Source organism: Catenulispora pinistramenti (assembly GCF_018274385.1).
In the GTDB taxonomy this organism is placed as follows: Bacteria; Actinomycetota; Actinomycetes; order Streptomycetales; family Catenulisporaceae; genus Catenulispora; species Catenulispora pinistramenti.
In genome coordinates this window covers 1-18,283 of sequence record NZ_JAAFYZ010000093.1, presented here as the reverse complement: position 1 = coordinate 18,283, position 18,283 = coordinate 1, and the positions used below count along the sequence as shown (strand labels likewise).

17 protein-coding genes are annotated in these 18,283 nt (G+C 70.7%); 10 read left to right on the top strand and 7 right to left on the bottom strand.

Features of this window, described 5'->3' with window-relative positions; all coding sequences use genetic code 11:
* Positions 1-1,602: a sugar transferase gene (locus tag KGQ19_RS51190; protein ID WP_212012407.1), complete on the bottom strand. Its 1,602-nt coding sequence runs from the start codon at positions 1,600-1,602 to the stop codon at positions 1-3.
* A gap of 375 nt (positions 1,603-1,977) precedes the next feature.
* Here KGQ19_RS51190 and KGQ19_RS25140 point away from each other — a divergent pair, with 375 nt between their 5' ends.
* The 4 genes from KGQ19_RS25140 to KGQ19_RS25125 all read left to right on the top strand — a co-directional run bounded on the left by KGQ19_RS25140 (position 1,978) and on the right by KGQ19_RS25125 (position 5,480).
* Complete coding sequence (locus tag KGQ19_RS25140) at positions 1,978-2,709, top strand: glycosyltransferase family 2 protein (RefSeq protein WP_230419382.1); 732 nt, start codon at positions 1,978-1,980, stop codon at positions 2,707-2,709.
* Positions 2,706-3,380, top strand: coding sequence for a polysaccharide deacetylase family protein (locus tag KGQ19_RS25135; protein WP_212012403.1), 675 nt, complete (start codon positions 2,706-2,708; stop codon positions 3,378-3,380). The genes KGQ19_RS25140 and KGQ19_RS25135 overlap by 4 nt, the downstream gene beginning before the upstream one ends.
* A gap of 178 nt (positions 3,381-3,558) precedes the next feature.
* Entirely contained in the window at positions 3,559-4,743 is a 1,185-nt protein-coding gene (locus KGQ19_RS25130) for an ATP-grasp domain-containing protein (protein ID WP_212012401.1), read from the top strand.
* Positions 4,740-5,480 carry a PHP domain-containing protein gene (locus KGQ19_RS25125; protein WP_212012399.1) on the top strand — a complete coding sequence of 247 codons (741 nt, stop codon included), beginning with the start codon at positions 4,740-4,742 and terminating at the stop codon, positions 5,478-5,480. The genes KGQ19_RS25130 and KGQ19_RS25125 overlap by 4 nt, the downstream gene beginning before the upstream one ends.
* A 2-nt stretch (positions 5,481-5,482) precedes the next feature.
* Here the strand turns inward: KGQ19_RS25125 and KGQ19_RS25120 are convergent, their stop codons facing one another.
* Positions 5,483-6,460, bottom strand: a complete 978-nt coding sequence (locus KGQ19_RS25120; protein WP_212012397.1) for a glycosyltransferase family 2 protein — start codon at positions 6,458-6,460, stop codon at positions 5,483-5,485.
* Positions 6,444-7,595 (bottom strand): glycosyltransferase family 4 protein, encoded by a 1,152-nt coding sequence (locus tag KGQ19_RS51185; protein ID WP_212012389.1) that lies wholly within the window; start codon positions 7,593-7,595, stop codon positions 6,444-6,446. Before KGQ19_RS51185 ends, KGQ19_RS25120 begins: the two co-directional genes overlap by 17 nt.
* A 115-nt stretch (positions 7,596-7,710) precedes the next feature.
* On the opposite strand from KGQ19_RS51185, the gene KGQ19_RS25110 reads away from it, so the two are divergent.
* Both KGQ19_RS25110 and KGQ19_RS25105 read left to right on the top strand, forming a co-directional pair.
* Positions 7,711-8,559 carry a glycosyltransferase family 2 protein gene (locus KGQ19_RS25110; protein ID WP_212012387.1) on the top strand — a complete coding sequence of 283 codons (849 nt, stop codon included), beginning with the start codon at positions 7,711-7,713 and terminating at the stop codon, positions 8,557-8,559.
* A gap of 81 nt (positions 8,560-8,640) precedes the next feature.
* Positions 8,641-9,867, top strand: a complete 1,227-nt coding sequence (locus KGQ19_RS25105) for a glycosyltransferase (protein WP_212012385.1) — start codon at positions 8,641-8,643, stop codon at positions 9,865-9,867.
* 81 nt (positions 9,868-9,948) lie between these two features.
* Here the strand turns inward: KGQ19_RS25105 and KGQ19_RS25100 are convergent, their stop codons facing one another.
* Both KGQ19_RS25100 and KGQ19_RS25095 read right to left on the bottom strand, forming a co-directional pair.
* Entirely contained in the window at positions 9,949-10,845 is an 897-nt protein-coding gene (locus tag KGQ19_RS25100) for an NAD-dependent protein deacetylase (protein WP_212012383.1), read from the bottom strand.
* A gap of 71 nt (positions 10,846-10,916) precedes the next feature.
* A complete protein-coding gene (locus KGQ19_RS25095) occupies positions 10,917-12,452 on the bottom strand; it encodes an MDR family MFS transporter (RefSeq protein WP_212012381.1) in 1,536 nt (511 codons plus the stop codon).
* A 107-nt stretch (positions 12,453-12,559) separates the two neighbouring features.
* Between KGQ19_RS25095 and KGQ19_RS25090 the strand changes: the two genes are divergently transcribed.
* Together KGQ19_RS25090 and KGQ19_RS25085 are read left to right on the top strand one after the other, a co-directional pair.
* Complete coding sequence (locus KGQ19_RS25090) at positions 12,560-13,171, top strand: TetR/AcrR family transcriptional regulator (RefSeq protein ID WP_212012379.1); 612 nt, start codon at positions 12,560-12,562, stop codon at positions 13,169-13,171.
* 68 nt (positions 13,172-13,239) lie between these two features.
* Entirely contained in the window at positions 13,240-14,388 is a 1,149-nt protein-coding gene (locus KGQ19_RS25085; protein ID WP_212012377.1) for an FAD-dependent monooxygenase, read from the top strand.
* Positions 14,389-14,614: 226 nt separating this feature from the next.
* Here the strand turns inward: KGQ19_RS25085 and KGQ19_RS25080 are convergent, their stop codons facing one another.
* Both KGQ19_RS25080 and KGQ19_RS25075 read right to left on the bottom strand, forming a co-directional pair.
* On the bottom strand, positions 14,615-15,442 hold the full coding sequence (locus KGQ19_RS25080; protein WP_212012374.1) for a heavy metal-binding domain-containing protein: 828 nt from the start codon (positions 15,440-15,442) through the stop codon (positions 14,615-14,617).
* Between the two features lie 142 nt (positions 15,443-15,584).
* Entirely contained in the window at positions 15,585-16,340 is a 756-nt protein-coding gene (locus tag KGQ19_RS25075; RefSeq protein ID WP_212012372.1) for a siderophore-interacting protein, read from the bottom strand.
* A gap of 227 nt (positions 16,341-16,567) precedes the next feature.
* Here KGQ19_RS25075 and KGQ19_RS25070 point away from each other — a divergent pair, with 227 nt between their 5' ends.
* Together KGQ19_RS25070 and KGQ19_RS25065 are read left to right on the top strand one after the other, a co-directional pair.
* On the top strand, positions 16,568-17,401 hold the full coding sequence (locus tag KGQ19_RS25070) for a phytanoyl-CoA dioxygenase family protein (protein WP_212012370.1): 834 nt from the start codon (positions 16,568-16,570) through the stop codon (positions 17,399-17,401).
* The coding region (locus KGQ19_RS25065; RefSeq protein ID WP_212012368.1) for an AraC family transcriptional regulator at positions 17,398-18,283 on the top strand (886 nt) is incomplete at its 3' end. The genes KGQ19_RS25070 and KGQ19_RS25065, both read left to right, overlap by 4 nt.

Sequence of the window (18,283 nt, the reverse complement as noted above, 5' to 3'; positions counted from 1 at the left end):
TCAGTACGCTCCTTTACCCTTGACGACGGCCGAGCCGGTGCGCAGCAAGATCTCCGCGTCCAGGCCCAACGACCAGTTCTCGACGTATCCCAGGTCCAGACGGACCGCGTCCGCCCACGCCAGATCGGAGCGGCCGCTCACCTGCCACAGCCCGGTCAGCCCCGGCTTGACCAGCAGCCGGCGCCGCACTTCCTCGCTGTACTTCGCGGCCTCCTCCGGCAGCGGCGGACGCGGCCCGACCAGCGCCATGTCGCCGCGCACCACGTTCAGCAGCTGCGGCAGCTCGTCCAGCGAGTAGCGGCGCAGCACCGCGCCGACCTTCGTCACCCGCGGATCGCGGCGGGCCTTGAACAGCAGGCCGTCGGCGTTCACGTTCAGATGCGCGAGCTCCGGCTTCGCCGCCGCGGCGTTGGTCGCCATGGTGCGGAACTTGTAGAGCACGAAGTGCTCGCCGCGCAGCCCCACGCGCACCTGCCGGAAGTAGATCGGGCGTCCGTCGCCGAGCAGGATCGCCAGCGACACCGCCAGGAAGATCGGGGCCAGCAGCACCAGACCGAGCGCCGCCATCACGCGTTCGCCGAGTTCCTTCGGCACCCGGGCCCCGCGCGACACCCGCGGCGAGCGGATGTGGAACAGCGGCACGCCGCCGTCACGCCGCACTGCCAGCCGGGCCGGCGCGATCTCGCTCAGGAACGGCGCGACCAGGATGTCCACGCCCACGCTCGCCAGCCGCCAGCCCAGCCCGCTCAGCGCCGCCGCCCCCAGATGCGGGCCGGGCATCAGCACCACGACCTCGCACCCGGTCACCTGCAACGCCGTCGCGACCTGCTCGGCGTCGCCGGGACCGCCGTGCGCGGTCAGCGTGCCGATGATGAGCGGGTCCAACGGATTCGGCGGTGGCGTCGGCGGCGCCGCTGCCTCTTGGGCACCTGCCGCGCCGGTCGCGGTTGTCGTACTGTTCACGCTGTTCACGCTGTTCGCCGCCGTCGCTGTGCCAGCGGTGCCCGCCGCACCCGGCATCCCCTGCGTCGGCAGCGGCGCCTGGCCCGGGCCGGCGACCTCCAGGGCCGCGACCGCCCGCAGCGCCGACCGCTCCCGGCGCAGTACCTCGGCCATCGCCGAGCACTGAATCGAGCTGCCGACCAACAGCGCCGACCGGGTGGCCCACCCGGGGTTCCGGGCCTGGAGCGCCCGCAGCGCCTTGCGGGCCACCAGCGAACCGACCGCCGCCGCCGGCACCGCGAGCAGCACCCCGCGCACCAGCCGGTCGTTGCGGGCCACCAGCGCGCACAGCGCCGCCAACGCCGCCATCGCGGCCAGGCAAGCCCGCAGGATCCGGTGATACTCCTCGGTGCCCGGCCCGACATGCCGGCGCTCGTACAACCGGTGCGCACCTGCCGCACCGACCCAGGCCACCGGCACGGCGACCAGCACCGGCCAGTCGTCCTGGACCGGCACCGCGAGCCAGGCGGCCGCCATCGCGCACGTCCAGTCCATCGTCAGCAGCAGCGCCGTTCCGGCCCGTCTGCCAAATCTCATCGTCCAGGACCGCGCGAGTCTTACCCGCACGACCTGACGTTCCACGCCCGACCCGACCGCCATGCCGAAATCCCCCCACGGAATCTCATCGCACCGCCCGACGCCAGCCGCCCCGCACATCCCCGGCTATGACCGTTGCGTAATTGCCCGAACACTGTCGAACGAGCAGCATCGTAGTGGGCTGAGATACTTCGCGCGAGATGTCCGTGAGAAGTATCATGGCTAACACTTAGCGTCGTTCTACTGCTATACGAACTGTGTCCAGACATGGTCGCTTGTGGGACAACCACCGAAGCCCGGCCGGGCCGGTGGGGTAGGGGGATGGGGATGGCGCGAAACCCGGTGCGCTGGGGCAAGGACACCGCGAACCGACTGGTCGGTTGGCAGGTGATCTTCGAGTGGCGAAACAGAACTCTGAATTGGCCGAGTGTGCTCCGCATGCGTCGGTTCGAAGATCGGGAAGTGCGACGGCTGCTGGGCGAGACGCCGCTTTTGTCCGCCACGGCGGCCGTGGTCATCCCGACCTACAAACGGCCCGAGGGACTTGCCGCCGCGGTGCGCTCGGCCCTGGGGCAGACGTGGTCGGATCTCGTCGTCGTGGTGGTCGACGACGGCGGAGGCGGCCTGGAAGCGGCCGACCTGCCGGCGGACCCACGGCTGCGCACGGTGTCACTGTCCGCGAACTCGCACGTCCTCGGCCTGGTCCGCAACGTCGGGATGCGGCTGACCGCCTCGCGCTACGTGGCCTTCCTGGACGACGACAACGTCTGGGAGCCCGACCACCTCGCGCTGGCCATCAAGACCCTGACAGACTCCCCCGACTTGGCGGGCGTCTACACCGCATTGCACCGCGTGCTGCCCGACGGCACAGATCTCGACGTGCTGTCGGTTCCGTTCGACCGCAAGCGCGCATCGTGGGACTCGTTCCTGGACTGCAACGCCTTCGTGGCGATCCGCACGCGTGCCCTGACCTTCAGCCGTATGCCCCGCCCGATCGGCCTGCTGCCGCGCGAGGACTGGGAAATGATGTACCGCTTCACGCGCCGCCACCGCATCACGCACCTACCGGTTCCGACGGTCCGCTACCTCGTGAACCCTTCGAGCTTCTACACCCAGTGGGACAAGGACGGGCCGGCCAGACAGCCGGCCGAGGAGGGCGGACCAGCGTGAACGGGACAGAGCTGAGGAACATCTCCTTCCACGGAATCGGCACACCGAACGGCCCCGAGCGCGAACCGGACGAACACCGCTACTGGGTCACGGAATCGGCGTTCCTCCACGTCCTGGACCTGTGCGCCGACCACCGCGACACCATCCGCCTGAGCTTCGACGACGGCAACGCCTCCGACGCGGCGACAGCCCTGCCGGCCCTCCAGGAACGAGGCCTCACCGCCGACTTCTTCCCCATAGCCGACCGCCTAGGCACCCCCGGCAACCTCGACGAAGACGCCCTGCGAGCCCTCGCCGCCGCCGGCATGGGAATCGGCACCCACGGCGCCGCCCACCGCCCCTGGACCCACGTCAACCCCGCCGACCAGCACATCGAACTCCAGGACGCGCGCACCCGCATCGCCACCGCGATCGGCGCCCCGGTCACCACAGCCGCCTGCCCCTTCGGCGCCTACAACCGCAAGGTCCTGCGAGCGCTCCGCACAGCCGGCTACCGCACAGTGTTCACCAGCGACGCCCGCCCCGCCCACAGCGGGCGCTGGTTGCAGCCGCGCTACAGCGTCGAGGCGACGGACACACCGGAGTCGGTGCGGACGCGAATGCTGGCCCCGCGCACCACTTCGGGACGGGTGCTGGATCGCGCGGTGCTGATGGTGAAGGCCTGGCGATGAGGTGCGCTTCGAGCTCCTGCCTCGCGGCCGGTCGCCGGAGCCAGCGCACACCTTCTGCGCTCAATCCCCCGCTGGCGCGCACCTGGCCAGGCCGGCGCATCGGCCGACGCACTCCGGCAGCCAGTCTCGGCAGTCTTGCCGCACCCGCCATCCCCACCGCGAAAGCGAGCCGCCCCGCATGAGCACCCGCGTCCTCATCGGCTTCGCCGACGCCTTCGCCGCGATCGAGTCCGCCTGGTCCCTGGCCGACGCCGGGCACGAGGTGTTCGCCTTCGCCCGGCGCGGCACCTCGCCGGCGCTCGCGGCCTCGCGCCGGGTCCGCGTCGTGCCGGTCACCGCGCCCGAGGACGACGCCGCGGCCTGCGTCGCCGACGTCGTCAACGTCGCGCGCCGACTCGGCACCGGCGTCCTGCTTCCGCTCGACGACCTCGCTGTCTGGGTCGCGGACCGCACCGGACTGCGGGTGGCCGGGCCCACCAGCAAGGAGGCCGCCTTCGCTCTCGACAAGCGCCTCCAAGTCGAGGCCGCCGCTGAAGCCGGCTTCGCCGTTCCCGCGCATAGCGAGACCGGGCCCTGGATCGTCAAAGCCGCGCTGGCCGCCGTCGAGAAAGACAATAAGCTGATACGTCCCGGCGGCCGCGTCGCCAATACCGAGGCCGATATCGCTCGCGCCGCTGAAGCCCTCGCCGGTCCGGTCCTGGTCCAGCAGCACCTCACCGGTACCGGCGAAGGCGTCTTCGGGTTCGCGACGCCCGGCGGCGTCCGTGCCTGGAGCGCCCACCGCCGCGTCCGCATGACCGACCCCCGCGGCTCGGCCTCCAGCGCCTGCCGCTCGATCCCGGTCGACGAGGACGTCCGCCACCGTGCCGAGAAGCTCCTCGCCGACATCGGCTGGCGCGGCATGTTCATGCTCGAACTCCTGCGCGACGGCGCCGGGACCCCGTGGTTCATGGAGATCAACGGCCGCCCCTGGGGCAGTATGGCCCTGGCGGTACGCCGCGGCTTCGCCTACCCCGACTGGGCCGTCGAGCAAGCCCTCGACCCGGGCTTCGTCCCCGAACCACCGGATCCGGAACCGCCCCACATCCTCTGCCGCCACCTCGGCAGAGAGCTGATCCACCTCGCCGCCGTCCTGCGCGGCCCGATCGCCGACTACCCCGGCCCCTGGCCCGGGCGGGCCGCGACCCTCGCCGCGCTCCGCCCGTCCCGCGCCGACCGCTGGTACAACCTCCGCCCCGGCGAACGCCGCGTCTTCTGGCGCGACACCCGCTCCACCCTCGCCGCCCAAGCCGCCCGCATGACGCGTACTAACCCCGCGAACCGCACGAACGGCACGAACGGCACGAAACGGAGCGCATCGTGACCAAGGTCCGCGCGGTGGCGCACCTCCACTCCGAGTGGTCCGACGACGCCACCTGGCCGCTCGACCGCCTCGCCGCGGCGTTCCGCAAGCGCGGTCGCAGCGTCCTGCTGATGTGCGAACACAGCCGTACGTTCACGCCGTCCAAGTGGAGCGAGTACGTGCAAGCCTGCGCCGCCGCCTCGCAAGACGGCGTCCTCGTCGTCCCCGGCCTGGAGTACAACGACGCCGACAACGTCGTCCACATCCCGGTCTGGGGCGACGTCCCGTTCCTCAGCCAGACCCCTGACATAGCCGACGTCCTGACCCACACCCGCGAAGCGGACGGCATCGCCGTCTTCGCGCACCCCTGGCGCCGCAACGCCTGGCGCCGCTTCGACCCGGCCTGGGCCAAGGACCTGACCGCCGTCGAGATCTGGAACCGCAAGTACGACGGCTGGGCCCCGAACCGCGAAGCCCGCGCCTACGCCCGGAACCTGGGCCTGCCGCCCTTCGTGGCACTCGACTTCCACGGCGCCCGCCAGTTCTTCCCCCTGGCGATGGAGCTGACGTTGACCGGTCCCGCGACCCGCACGACGGTCGAGGACGCCCTCAGAGAGGGAGACTTCGAACCGCTGGCGTTCAGCCGCTCGGCCCTGCGACTGACCTCAGGCGTCGGCGGCCTGGCCCTCGCCGCCGCCGAAGCCGCGCGCGCCGTCGCGGCCCGCACGCTCCGAGCCGCACTGAACAAGCGCAGGTGACGTCAGGGGCCCGGCTTGGCCCGCATCCGAGCCGGGCTCACCAAAGCCCGCACCGCCGCCCGACTACTAGCCCGCCCCAATAGTGCCCGGGACGCCTCCCGCAGCACCAACGCACTCCAGAACGCCGCGACGGCGACAGCGCCATGCGTCCGCCGATACAACCGCACCCGGTTCACTGTCAGCAACGTCCACAGCCTCGGCGAGACGGCGGCCTCACCCTCCAGGTGCACCGCGACCGCATCCGGCGCCAGCCGCGTCGCGAACCCGCGGCTCCGGGCGCGCAAGGCGTACTCCGTCTCCTCCGAATAGAGGAAGAAGGACTCGTCCCACGGCCCGCACGCCTCAACGCACTCCCGAGACAACGCCATCAGCGACCCGGCCACCCAGTCCGCCCGCGTCGGCCCCGAGTACGCGTGCGGGTCCGCCACCTGCTCCCCGAGCGCCGCGAACCGTCCCGAACGGTGCGCCCCCAGAACCATCTCGCCCAACAGCCGCAACGGATTCGGCTCGCGTCGCAGGGTTCTGATCATCCGGCCGTCGCCGTCGAACAGCACCGGCGCGGTGATCCCCGTTCCCGATCGCTCCAGTCCACGCACCAAAGCCGCCCCGCACCCCGGCTCCATACGGATGTCCGGATTGCAGACCAGCACCGCGTCAGTCCCCTTATCCAGGGGGCCGACCGCCTCAAGCGCCGCATTGATCGCGGCGGCGTAGCCGGCATTACGCCCGGTCTGGACCGACAGCGCGTCCGGCGCCTCCGTTCGCACCAGGTCAGCCGTCCCGTCGGCGGAGTCGTTGTCGGCGACCACCAGTCGCCAGCGCAGCCCGACCATCCCGAAGGCCAGCGACGCCAGCAGCCCCGGCAAGACATCGGCGCTGTTCCAGGTGACGACGACCAGCACGACCCCGGGCAGTTCCCGCGCCGACACGTCCTCAGCCGCCAGATCCTCAGCGGGCAATTCCTCAGCCGACGGCTGCATCAAGCACCTCCGTCAGCGCCGCCACCCACCGCACCATCCCGAACTCCGCCTCCGCCGACCGCCGCGCCGCATGCCCCATCGCCTCGGACCGCTCCGGATCCGCGATCAACTCCAGGATCTCCGCACGCAGCGCCGCCGCATCGTGCGCCGGCACGAAGACCCCGTTGACGCCTTCCTCCAACGCGTCCCGCTGTCCGTCGACCCGAGTGCAGACCACCGCACGCCCCATCGCGAAAGCCTCGATCATGCAGCTGATCCCGTTGTCGGTGTCGCTGGGATGCAGCGGGAGCACGACGAAACGCGACCGCGCATAGAGATCGCGCATCTCCACCGGCGTCAGCGGCCCGAACGTGACGCCCTCCGGCAGCCCGACGCGCTCGCCGCGATCGCCGAGCTCGGCACGCCACCGATCGTCCATGCCCGCGACCAGCGAGCCGGCGATGTGGCAGCGAACGCCGGTACCGTCGAGCGCGGCGATCAAGGTGGCGAAGTCCCGCATCTCGCGACCGGCCGAGCAGATCATCACAGCGTCCTGATCACCGGTCTTCGGATCGGCCGGCTCCAGATCGGCCGGCTTCTGATCGGCCGGCTTCTGATCGGCCGGCTTCTGATCGGCCGGCTTCTGATCGGCCAGCTCCGGATTCCAGAACCCGGTGTCCACGACCCATTTCGGCGACGTGATCCGCTCCGTGGGCACCCCGAGCTGCTTGACGGCGAACTCGGCCTGCGCCGACGGCGGCAGCACCAGAGTCTTGATTCCCGGCCACGCCGACCGCAGCAGCTTCGCCTTGGCCCCGGAGGAGATCCAGCTGTACAAGACGACGAGCGGCGTCCGCGTCCGACCTCGGGTGAACCGCAGTGCCAGAGCCAGCGGCAGGCTCGCCGCCTCGGCACCCCACGCGAAGATCGCGTCATACCGCTTGCGCACCCGGAACGCCTCGGCGGCGAAGGCCACAGGGAGCGGCAGTCTGCGGTAGACCGCCCGGCGCACCCGCGACGGCCCGGTCACGAAGCGCTGGTCCAGAACCGTCAGGTCGTACGGCAGGTCATAGAGCCACACCTTCGGACGCGTCCCGGCCTCCGCCTGCGCGGCGACCTCTTCGAGATAGGGCGGGAACCAACCCGCGGAAACCATGACCAGGATCTTAGGTCGCCTCACGCGGCCATCCTCCCAAGTGAGGAAACATCCCCACAAGAGCATCAGAAGACTGACATGACGCGTGCGGGTTCCGGTGCGATACTGGCCAACCATGGTGTCCGTGGTCATCCCCGCGCACAACGAGGCGAACGTGGTCGGACGTCTGCTCAGCGGACTACTGGCCGGCGCCGCACCGGGTGAATTCGAGATCTGGGTCGTCGCCAACGGCTGCGCCGACGACACGGCGGAGATCGCCGCGGCGTTCGGCGACGTCAAAGTACTGATAACCCCGCGGGCGGACAAGCACGCCGCCATGCGCCTGGCAGACGAGCACGCGCAAGGGTTTCCGCGCCTGTATGTGGACGCGGACGTAGAACTGGGATCACGCGATGTGCGCGCGCTGGCCGCCGCGTTCGACGATCCGGGCGTCCTGGCGGCCGGGCCGTCGCGGGCGATGCCGGCCAAGCGCCTGCCGTGGACCGTGCGCTGGTTCTACGACGTGTGGGACGAGCTGCCGGTGGTGCGTGCCGGGCTGTTCGGACGCGGGGTGGTCGGGCTCTCGCGCGAGGGCTGCGAGCGGCTGCGCGCCTTGCCGCCCCTGCTCGGCGACGACCTGGCCGCCTCGCTGCTCTTCGAGCCCGACCGGCGCCGGGTGGTGGCGGACGCCACCGTGGTCGTCCATCCGCCGCGGACGCTCGGCGCGCTGCTGCGGATCCGGACCCGCGCCCTGGTCTCGACGCTCCAGGCCGCCGACGATCCGGCGCTGACCTCGGCATCCGGCACGGCCCGCACATCGCTGTCCGATCTGCGCGCGGTCGCCTCGGCCGCACCGGTGCGCAACGGGCCGAAGGTCGCGTGGTTCCTCGCCGTCACGGTCGCGACCAAGCTGCGGGCCCGGCGCGCGGTACGCACCAAGGACTTCCGGACCTGGCAGCGGGACGACACCAGCCGCCAGGGTTGACGCCGACTCGCCCCACGAGCTTGATCCAAGTGTCAGGGTTCTGATTCATGGGTAGCCCCGCTCACAGGGGGTGGGGCCGTCATGACGGAACGCGCACAAGCACCGCACGCTGTCCTGGTACTGCTCAATCTGCCGGTACCCGACGACCAGCGTGCCTGGTCGCAGGCCCTTGCGTTGCGGGACGACGGGGCGCGGGTCACGGTGGTGTGCCCGGCGATCCGCGGACGCCGGCCCGGCAGTGAGCGGATCGACGGGATCGACGTCGTCCGCTTCCGTTCCTTCGAGGGCCAGGGCCCGCTCGCCACCGCGGCCGAGGGGCTGTGGACCGCCTCCGCTGCCGCCGCGGCGGCCCGGCGCGCCCTCGGCAGGTCCCGTACCACCCGCCGCATGCTCCAGATCGGCAACCCGCCGGACCTGCTCTTCCCGCTCGCGTGGTGGGCCCGGCGCAACGGCATCCGCACGGTGTACGACCAGCGGGACGTGGTCCCGGTCCTGGCCGCTTCGCGCGCCGGATTCAGCAGGCTGACACCGCTCTTCCTGGCCGCCGAGCACCGCATGATCACCACCGCGGACGTCGTGCTGACGCCGAGCGAGGAGCAGCGGGCGCGGATTCTGCGACGGTACGGACGCGGCGCGCTGATCATCCGCACTGCCGAGGTGCCGGCGCAGGAGCCCGCCGCTCCCGCTCCCGACACCGACACCGACACCGACACCGAGGCGACCGCAGCCGAGATATCAACGGACCCCCCGGATCTCGTCATCGGCTACCTGGGCGTGATCGGCGAACAAGACGGCCTCACCGATCTCCTGGACGCCGTGGACCTACTGCGCACCGACGGCGTCACCGGCTTCCGCGTCGAAGTCGCCGGCGACGGCCCCGCCCTGCCCGCGGCCCGCGCGCACGCCACCCGCCTCGGCCTGGATCCGCTGGTCACCTTCCACGGCTGGCTCGGCCCGGGCGCCGTCGACGCGTTCCTCAGCCGCATCGACGCGATGGCCGTCCCCGACCCCGACAACCCGTTCAACCACTTCTGCGCGATGAACAAGGTCACCCACGCCATGGCCCGCGGCATCCCGATCGCGTTGCGTCCCCTACGCGAGAACGCCCGCCTGACCGACGGCCACGCCTACCAGGCCTCTGACATGACGACCAGGGCCTTCGCCGACTCCCTGGCCGCCTTCCTCAAGGACGCCCCGTCAGCCCGCGCCGAGATCGCCGCCGCCGCGCGCGCCACGTTCGAGGCCCACCACTCCTGGCCCAGCCACGCCCCGCGCTACGTCGCGGCGGTGTCCCCCACGCGTCCCTGACCGCACGACCACAGACCACAGACCACAGACCCCACACCGCAACCCGCACACCGCAACCCGCGCCCGATCCGACCTGGGAACCTAGCAGGCCACCGGCTCCGCTCCCACCCGTCCCACCAGCTCCACGAGCGCCGCGCCCAACGGCGCCTCGATCCGGGCCGACGCATAGCGGTCGCCCCGCGTCACCCCCTTGTTGACGATCACCACCGGCTTGCCCGCCTCGGCCGCCCGCCGCACGAACCGCAGTCCCGACATCACCGTCAACGACGAGCCCAGCACCAGCAGCGCCGCGGCGCCGTCCACCAACTCGTTGCACCGGTCGACGCGCGGCTTCGGCACGTTCTCGCCGAAGAACACCACGTCCGGTTTCAGCACCCCGTCGCCGCACGAATCGCAGTCCACCGACCGGAACCGCAGCACCGCGTCCTCGTCGAGGTCCACGTCCCCGTCCGGGTTGATCCGGGCGGCGACCCCGTCGAACACCGGGTTGGCCTCGTTCAGCCGCCGCTCCAGTTCGGTGCGCGCGCTGAGCGTCCCGCAGGTGAGGCAGATGACGCGGTCCAGGCTGCCGTGCAGATCCACCACCTCCGGCGGCGTCCCCGCCGCCTGGTGCAGACCGTCCACGTTCTGCGTGATCACCCCGCCGACGTGGCCCGAAGCCCGCAGCGCGGCGACCGCGCGGTGCCCGACGTTCGGCTGCGCCCCGGCCATCGCCCGCCACCCGAGGTGGCTCCGCGCCCAGTACCGCTGCCGAGCCTCGGCACTGCCCACGAAGTCCTCGAACGTCATCGGCGTGTGCCGTCGCAACGCCCCGGATTCCCCGCGGTAGTCCGGGATCCCGGACTCCGTGGACAGCCCCGCCCCGCTCAGCACCACGACCCCGCGGTCCGCCACCAGTTCCACCATGGCGTCCAGGCTCGTCGTGCGGGCGAAGAACTCGCCGGTCGGCTTCCAAGTCAACGTCGGTCGCGTACGCACCCCACCAGCCTAAGCTCCGTCCCGCCCACTGGGCGTCGCCACTACGCCATTCACGAAACGCCTGAGCCCATTCATCGTTCCGCGCGGCCAGGAAGCGTCAAGGACAACAGCACCGCGACTGCCGAGAAGCCCGCCGACCACCAGAACGCCGCGTGGAACGCGTTCGCCGGCGCGGTCGGATGCGCGGCGATGCCGCCCTGGAGGATCACCGCCAGCACCGCGGTACCGAACGAGCCGCCGATCTGCTGCGCCGTCCTTGTCAGCACGCTGGAATGCGGGATCTCCTGCTTGGTCAGCCCGACGTACCCGGCGACCATCACCGGCATCGTCACGGCCCCGAGGCCGAACCCGCGCACGACCATCCACGCGGCCAGCTGCCACTCATTCGTGTGCGGCCCGGCCAGGGCGAACGGAATCGTCGCCAGCGCGACGACCGCGAAGCCGGTCGAGGCGATGACGCGCGCGCCGAACCGATCGATGACGCCGCCGGCCACGGTCCGCGACAACACCGTGCCCACACCCTGGGGAACGAGCATGATGCCCGCAGACAACGCCGTGGCCCCACGGACCTCCTGGTAGTACAGCGGCATCAGCAGCATCGCGCCGTACAAGGAGAAGCCGGAGAAGAACAGCACGGAAGTAGAAGAGGCGACGGATCGCTTTGCGAGCAGCCGGATCTCGACCAGCGGGCTGCTCTTACGCAGCGCGTAACCGACGAACGCGACCAGCAGCACGACGCCGATGACGAGCGGGATGATCACATTGGCGTGCCCGAACCCGGACCCCGTGCCCGCGTTGGCCAGGCCCAGCAGCACGGCCGACGTACCCGGCGCGAGCAGCGCGAGCCCGAACACGTCGAGCTTCGGCTTCGCCATCGCGGCTGTCGCGGCCGCCGCGCCTGCGGATCCCTGGCTCCGGCCGCTCGCGCCGCTCGCACCGCCCCCGCTGGTCCCCTCGCTCCCGCCGCTCGCACCACCCCCGCTGGTCTCCTCGCCGTCGATCTTGAGGTACCGCCAGGCGAGCAGCATGCCGATCACGCAGAACGGCACGTTCACCCAGAACATGTACCGCCACGACAGGTGCGTCAGAATCGCGCCGCCAATCACCGGCCCGAGGATCGGCCCGAGCAGCGCCGGCAGTGCGACGTAGGTGACGAGCCGGCCGAGCGCCTTGCCGCCGGCCGCCTGGAAGATCAGCGTCGTCATCACCGGGAGCATCAGCCCGCCCCCGATACCCTGCACGACCCGCCACCCGATGAGCGAGCCGACGTTCCACGCCAGGCTGGCCCCGACCGAGCCGACGAGGAACACGGCCAGCGAGAACATCCACAGCCGTTTGCCCCCGAAGCGCTGGAGCCCCCACGTGCTCAGCGGCACCGCGATGCCGAGCGCCAGCAGGTAGCCGGTGGACACCCACTGGATCGTCGAGACCGAGGTGTCCAGCTTCACCGAGAGCGTGCGCAGCGCGACGCTGACGATCGTGGTGTCGAAGACGACGGCCATCGCCCCGACGATGAGGATCAGGGCGGTCTTGACCACCGCCGGATCCAGCTTCCCCCCGCCCTCGGGTTCCGTTGCCGCCGTCGCCGTCGTGGTCGCCGTTGTCATGACGTCCCCTCCATTTAAGAGATGCTTCCTTCTCTTAAGGAGAGTAGACCGATCCCTTAAGAAATGGAAGCCTCTCTTATTTCCGGCGAGCCGCTAAACTGACGACCGTGACTGACCAGGCGCAGCAGGCCCACCCCCGCCAACGTCGACGCGGCGAAGAGCTGGAGACCGCCATCCTGGACGCCGCCTGGCAGGAGCTGGTCGACGTCGGCTTCGCCAAGCTCACGATGGAGTCCATCGCGGCCCGGGCCAAGACCGGCGTGGCGGTCCTCTACCGCCGCTGGCCCAACAAGGACGACCTGGTCCTGGCCGCCATCCGGCACTACGGCACGACCCACCCCGTCGAGATCCCCGATACCGGCAACCTGCGCGACGACATGATCGCCATCCTCAACACCTCCATCGCCGCCCGCGTCGGATTCGCGACCGTCGTGAGCGCCACCTTCTCCGGCCTGCTGACCAGCGCCGGCCTCACCCCCGCCGAGGTGCGCGAGAAGGTGCTGACCCCCGGATCCAGCTGGTCGGAGGGCATCTACGCCCGGGCGCAGGAACGCGGCGAGATCAACCTGGCCACCACCCCGGCGGCGGTCCTGACCATGCCCTTCGACCTCATGCGCCACGAGTTGCTGATGACGCACAAGCCGATCCCCGCAGAACGCATCGCCGAGATCGTGGACGACCTGTTCATGCCGCTGGTCCGGCTGAACCGCGCCCCCTGACATTCGTACCCGAACAAGCCGCTACGATCGGGGCCAGCGAACGAATCCGGCGGAAGCGGGCCAACCGTATGCGCATTCTGATCATCGGCGGCGGCATCGCCGGATCGGCCGCCGCCCTGGCCCTGCACAAGGCGGGCTTCGAGGCCGCCGTCTACGAGGCACACCCCAAAAACGGCGAGGACCTGGGCGCCTTCCTCACCTTGGCCAGCAACGGGATGCGCTCTTTGGGGCAACTCGGGGCCGCGGAGGCCGTCGCCGGGCTCGGTTTCCCGCTGACCGGACTCCGGCTGCTCGACGCCACCGGCGCCACGCTCGCCGACACCCCGCTGGGCGGGCGCGACGATCCGCTGACCCGCTTCCGCTGTCTACGGCGCGCAGATCTCGCCGCGGCACTGCAACAGGAAGTACGGCGCCGGGGGATCCCGATCAACCACGGCGCGCGTCTCAGTTCCCTTACCGAGGACGCGGCCGGCGTCACGGCGACGTTCGCCGACGGCCGCACCGCGAGCGGCAACCTCCTCATCGGGGCCGACGGACTGAACTCGAAGGTGCGGTCTCTGATCAGCCCGGCCGAACCGCGCTACGCAGGGCAGAAGGTCTTCTACGGCTACACCACCGAAGCACCCCAGGCCGAGGACTCTGAACAGATCACCATGATCCGCGGCAGTGCGACCGCGTTCGGCGCGGCCTGTTCACCGACCGGCCAGACCTACTGGTTCGCACGCGTCACCAGCCCGCGCGCCACGGCTGACGAGATCGCCACCATGACGTCGTCACAATGGCGCGATCACCTGCTCCCCCTTGTCGAACCCGACAACACTCCCGCTGCCGCCATCATCGCGGCCACCAGCGATCAGCTCATGGTCACCAACGCGGTCGATCTGCCTCTCGGGCTCCGCTGGCACACCTTGCGGACGCTGATCATCGGTGACGCCGCGCACGCCGCTTCTCCGGCCACCGGACAAGGCGCCTCGATGGCGATGGAGGACGCGGTCGTCCTGGCCAAGGCGCTGCGCGACGCGCCGAGCATGTCGGGTGCCCTCGCCGACTACGAGCGCGTCCGTCGGCCGCGGGTCGAGGACAACATCGCGGCCAGCGCCGCGCTGAGCGCCGGACGCCCGCCGGCGAGGGACGGTGCGGACAGCCGGCCGGTGGCGCTCAGCGATGACGAGTTGGCTCGGCAGCTCGAGTGGAGGACTCCGCTACCGACGCGGTAGCTGGGCTGGCTCGGGGCGTGGGCGGATCGGTGGCTGGGATTGCTGGCTGGGCACGCTCTTAGTCGGTGTGCCGCATCATCCTCCGTAACGATGCGGCTGACTCACCTGCCGGCCTGCGGACCTTCCGCCCCGCCGATCTGCCGACCTGCCTAGCCGACCTGCCGATCCGCCATCCGCCAAGCTGACCCGCCGATCCGCCATCCGCCCGCCCGCCGATACCCCGGTCTCAGCCCGAAAGCGGCATCGTCATCTGCGGCGACACCGGCGCCGCATCCGGGTGCAGCCTGCTGACCGCCGTCCCCATCGCGAAGAACTCGATCCCGTGCTCGCCCCACACCCAGTCGTTCTCCCGCACCTCGACCCCGACGATGCCGTCCGCCCCGACCTGGGTCCCCTCGTACTGCATGCGCCCCATCGCGATCTCGCGCGCGTCGTACACAGCCTGTGTATAGGTGCCCAACTCCTGGTTCTGCCCCGCGGCCTGCAACGTCTGCCGGAACGTCAGGTGCGCGACGTGATAGACACACGTCCCCAACACCAGCGCCCGCGGCACCCACCCGTGCTGCCACAGCGTCCAGAAGTCCTGCCCGGACAGGTGCGAGGTGAACGGCCGCCCGGCCGGCGTCCGCAGCGAGACGTTGGTGTTCTCCGCCTTCACCGCGGTCCCGATCGCGACGAACTCCATGATCTCCGAGGAGAACGCGTACCGCCGGGCCCGCACCTCCACCCCGATGACGCCGTCCGCGCCCAGCATGTCGGCCTCGGCTTCCATCCGGGCCATCGCCAATTCGCGCGCGGTGTACATCGCCTGCGTCAACACCGTCAGCTCCTGACTGGTGTTCCACCGGGCCGGCTGCAAGCCGATGTGATAGATGCTCGTCCCCATCACCAGCCCCGCGGGCACGAACCCGGCCTGGGTGGCGAGCACGAATTCGTTCACTGACAAATCGGACGTGAAACAGGGCCGGCCCTGCTGCGACTGCGCAAGCCGCCCCCGGGCCGATTCCGGGAGCGCTTGCGGTTGCTGGGATATCGGTCCATTCTGCTGAGCCATTGCTCTCTCCTTGGGACTCGTTCGATGTCAACGCCGTCAGTCCGGCCCACCGATCGTAGAACGAGCACTTCAGAGACGTAGATGGCACTAGTAACCAGAGAAAGCACCTAAGGGTCGGGCCCGGCTCAGGCCAGGCAGCGGGCTACCCGACCGTCGCCTCCTCGCGCTCGGCGAGGTCGCGCTTCCACTGCCGGAAGCCCTCTTCCGTGCGCCCGCGACGCCAGTAGCCGGAGATCGACGCCCAGTCGGCGGCGACCCCGTGCTCCTTGCGGACGTACGGCCGCAGGTCGTGCATGACCGCCTGCGCCTCGCCGTGGATGAAGACGTGCACCAGACCGTCGAGCCACGGCTCCGCGCGCACGGCCTTGGCCAGCAACTCCCCGGGCGCGGCGCCGTCGCTGTGGATCCACGTGAGCTCCACGCCTTCGGGCCGGGCGAAGTCGAGTTCGTCAGCGGGCCCGGCGACCTCGACGAACACCCGGCCCACGGCGGTCGCCGGAAGAGCCGCGCAGGCGGCGGAAATGGCCGGCAGCGCCGACATGTCCCCGGCCAGCAGGTGCCAGTCCGCGTCGGCACGGGGCGCGTAGGCCCCGCCCGGACCGAACAGGCCGATCTCGTCGCCCGGCTGGGCGGCCGCCGCCCAGGGTCCGGCCACCCCCTCGTCGCCGTGATAGACGAAGTCGATCGCGATGGTCTCCGCCGCGGTGTCGACCTCGCGGACGGTGTAGGTGCGCGTCACCTCGCCGTCCGGCGCGGGGAACAGCAGCTTGACGTAGGAGTCGGTGAACTCGCTGGGTTGGAAGGTCGTGAAACCCGGACCGCCGAGGTGCACCCGGATCAGGTGGTCGTTCAGGCGTTCCGTGCGGCGCACGATGAAGGGATGGCGTGTGCGTGCCACGAAGGACACCTCCATAGTTAGGCTTACCTAAGTGCATAGCTTAGACGGTGGCGCAGGGTGGGCGCCGATTCGGCACCGGTTCGGCACGGGTTAAGAGTCTCCGGCCGCGTCCAGTACCCCGCGCCGCTTCCCCATGATCAAGCCGAGAGCGTAACCTGTCCGGATTCCCCACCTGCGTGACCATCGAACCGCGCGGCAACCAGCGGCGCCCAACCTACCGTCGACACATGGCCGAACCACAGATCCAGACGGCTCCCGAAGCCGCCGTCCCCGCCACTGCCCCCGTCGCCTCCGCCGCCGCGCAGTACCCGATCACCGACGCCGATGTCCGTTTCTACCGCGAGAACGGCTACCTTCTCGTCAAGGGACTGCTCAACGCCGATGAGGCCGCCGCCATGCGCACGGAGTGCCACGACCTCCTGGGCCGCCTCAACGACAGCGACGACCCGACGTGGGGCAGCGCCCGAGAGGCCGCCGGCGCCGCCGCCACCCGGCTGCGGCACTGCCACGACGCCCAGTTCCACTCCGCCGCCTTCGCGAAGCTGCTCCTCGACCACCGCTTCACCGACACCGCCGCGGCCCTGAACGGCAGCCCCAACCTCCAGCTCCACCACACCAAGATGTTCGTGAAGCCCCCGGAGAACGGCTCCCCGTTCCCCATGCACCAGGACCACCCCTTCTTCCCGCACACCAAGGACTCCGTCGCCGCCGCGATCTTCCACTTCAGCGACGCCGACGAGGAGCGCGGCTGCGTCCGCGTCGTGCCCGGCAGCCACCGCCAGGGCCCGCTGGAGCACATCGAGGACGGCAGCTGGCACCTCTCCCCGGACCAGTGGCGCCTGGCAGACGCGGTGCCGTGCCCCGCCGAGGCCGGTGACGTGCTGTTCTTCACCTACCTCACGGTCCACGGCTCCGGCCTCAACACCTCCAGCCAGGAACGCGTGACATGGCTGGTGCAGTACCGCGATCCGGAGGACCGGCCCACCACCGACGACCATCAGTGGTCGCTGGGACAGGGCATGATCCTGCGCGGCGTCGATCCCACAGCCCGCCGCCCGTGACCACCGGCGGCGGCACGGACGAGACAGCCGACGGGCTGCGCCACTCAGGCGCGGCCCTGCGCAGCCTCCAACCCGAACGCATCGGAGTCCGCCTCGCCGGCCGCCGCATCGAGTTCGTCGACTGGGGCTTCTACGCCCCCGAACCATGGCGCAACTTCCCGCACGTCCACTCCTGCTACGAGCTCTGCTACGCCTACGCGGGCCACGGCACATTCCGGGTCGCCGGCACCGAGCACCCGATCGGCCCCGGCGAACTGTTCTTGGCCCGACCCGGCGACGTGCACGACATCGCCGCCACCGACGACGACCCCATGGGCATCGTCTTCTGGTCCTGGGCCGTACTCCACGACAGCCCCGGCGGCGACAGAACCGGGGCCGCCGCCGGACCACTCCCGGCCACAGCCGCCGAAGACGACCACGCCGCCGCCGAGCTCATCGCCGCCTTCACCACCGGCGACAACCGCATAGCCACAGCAGCCAACGGCCCCCTGCCCCGCATCCTGCTCCTGCTCGCCCGCGAAGCCGCCGACCCCGGACCCGGCAGCACCGAGATGATCGGCTCACTCGCCTCCGCACTGGTCCTGGCCACCGCCCGCGCCCTCACCGACCCACCAGCCCGCCATCCGACCCGGCAACCGACAACCACCCCCGGCGGACCAACCGTGACAACGATGATCCGCTACCTCCACGACAACTACCACCGACCGGTCCGCATCCAAGAGGTCGCCGCCCAGGTCCACCTGAGCGAGCGCCACGCAGCCCGCCTCTTCCGAAAGTCCGCCGGCTGCACCATGCACACCTACCTGACCCGCTACCGCCTAGAGGCAGCCGCCCAACTCCTCTCCGACCCCACCCACCGCACCACCCCCATCGCCGCCATCG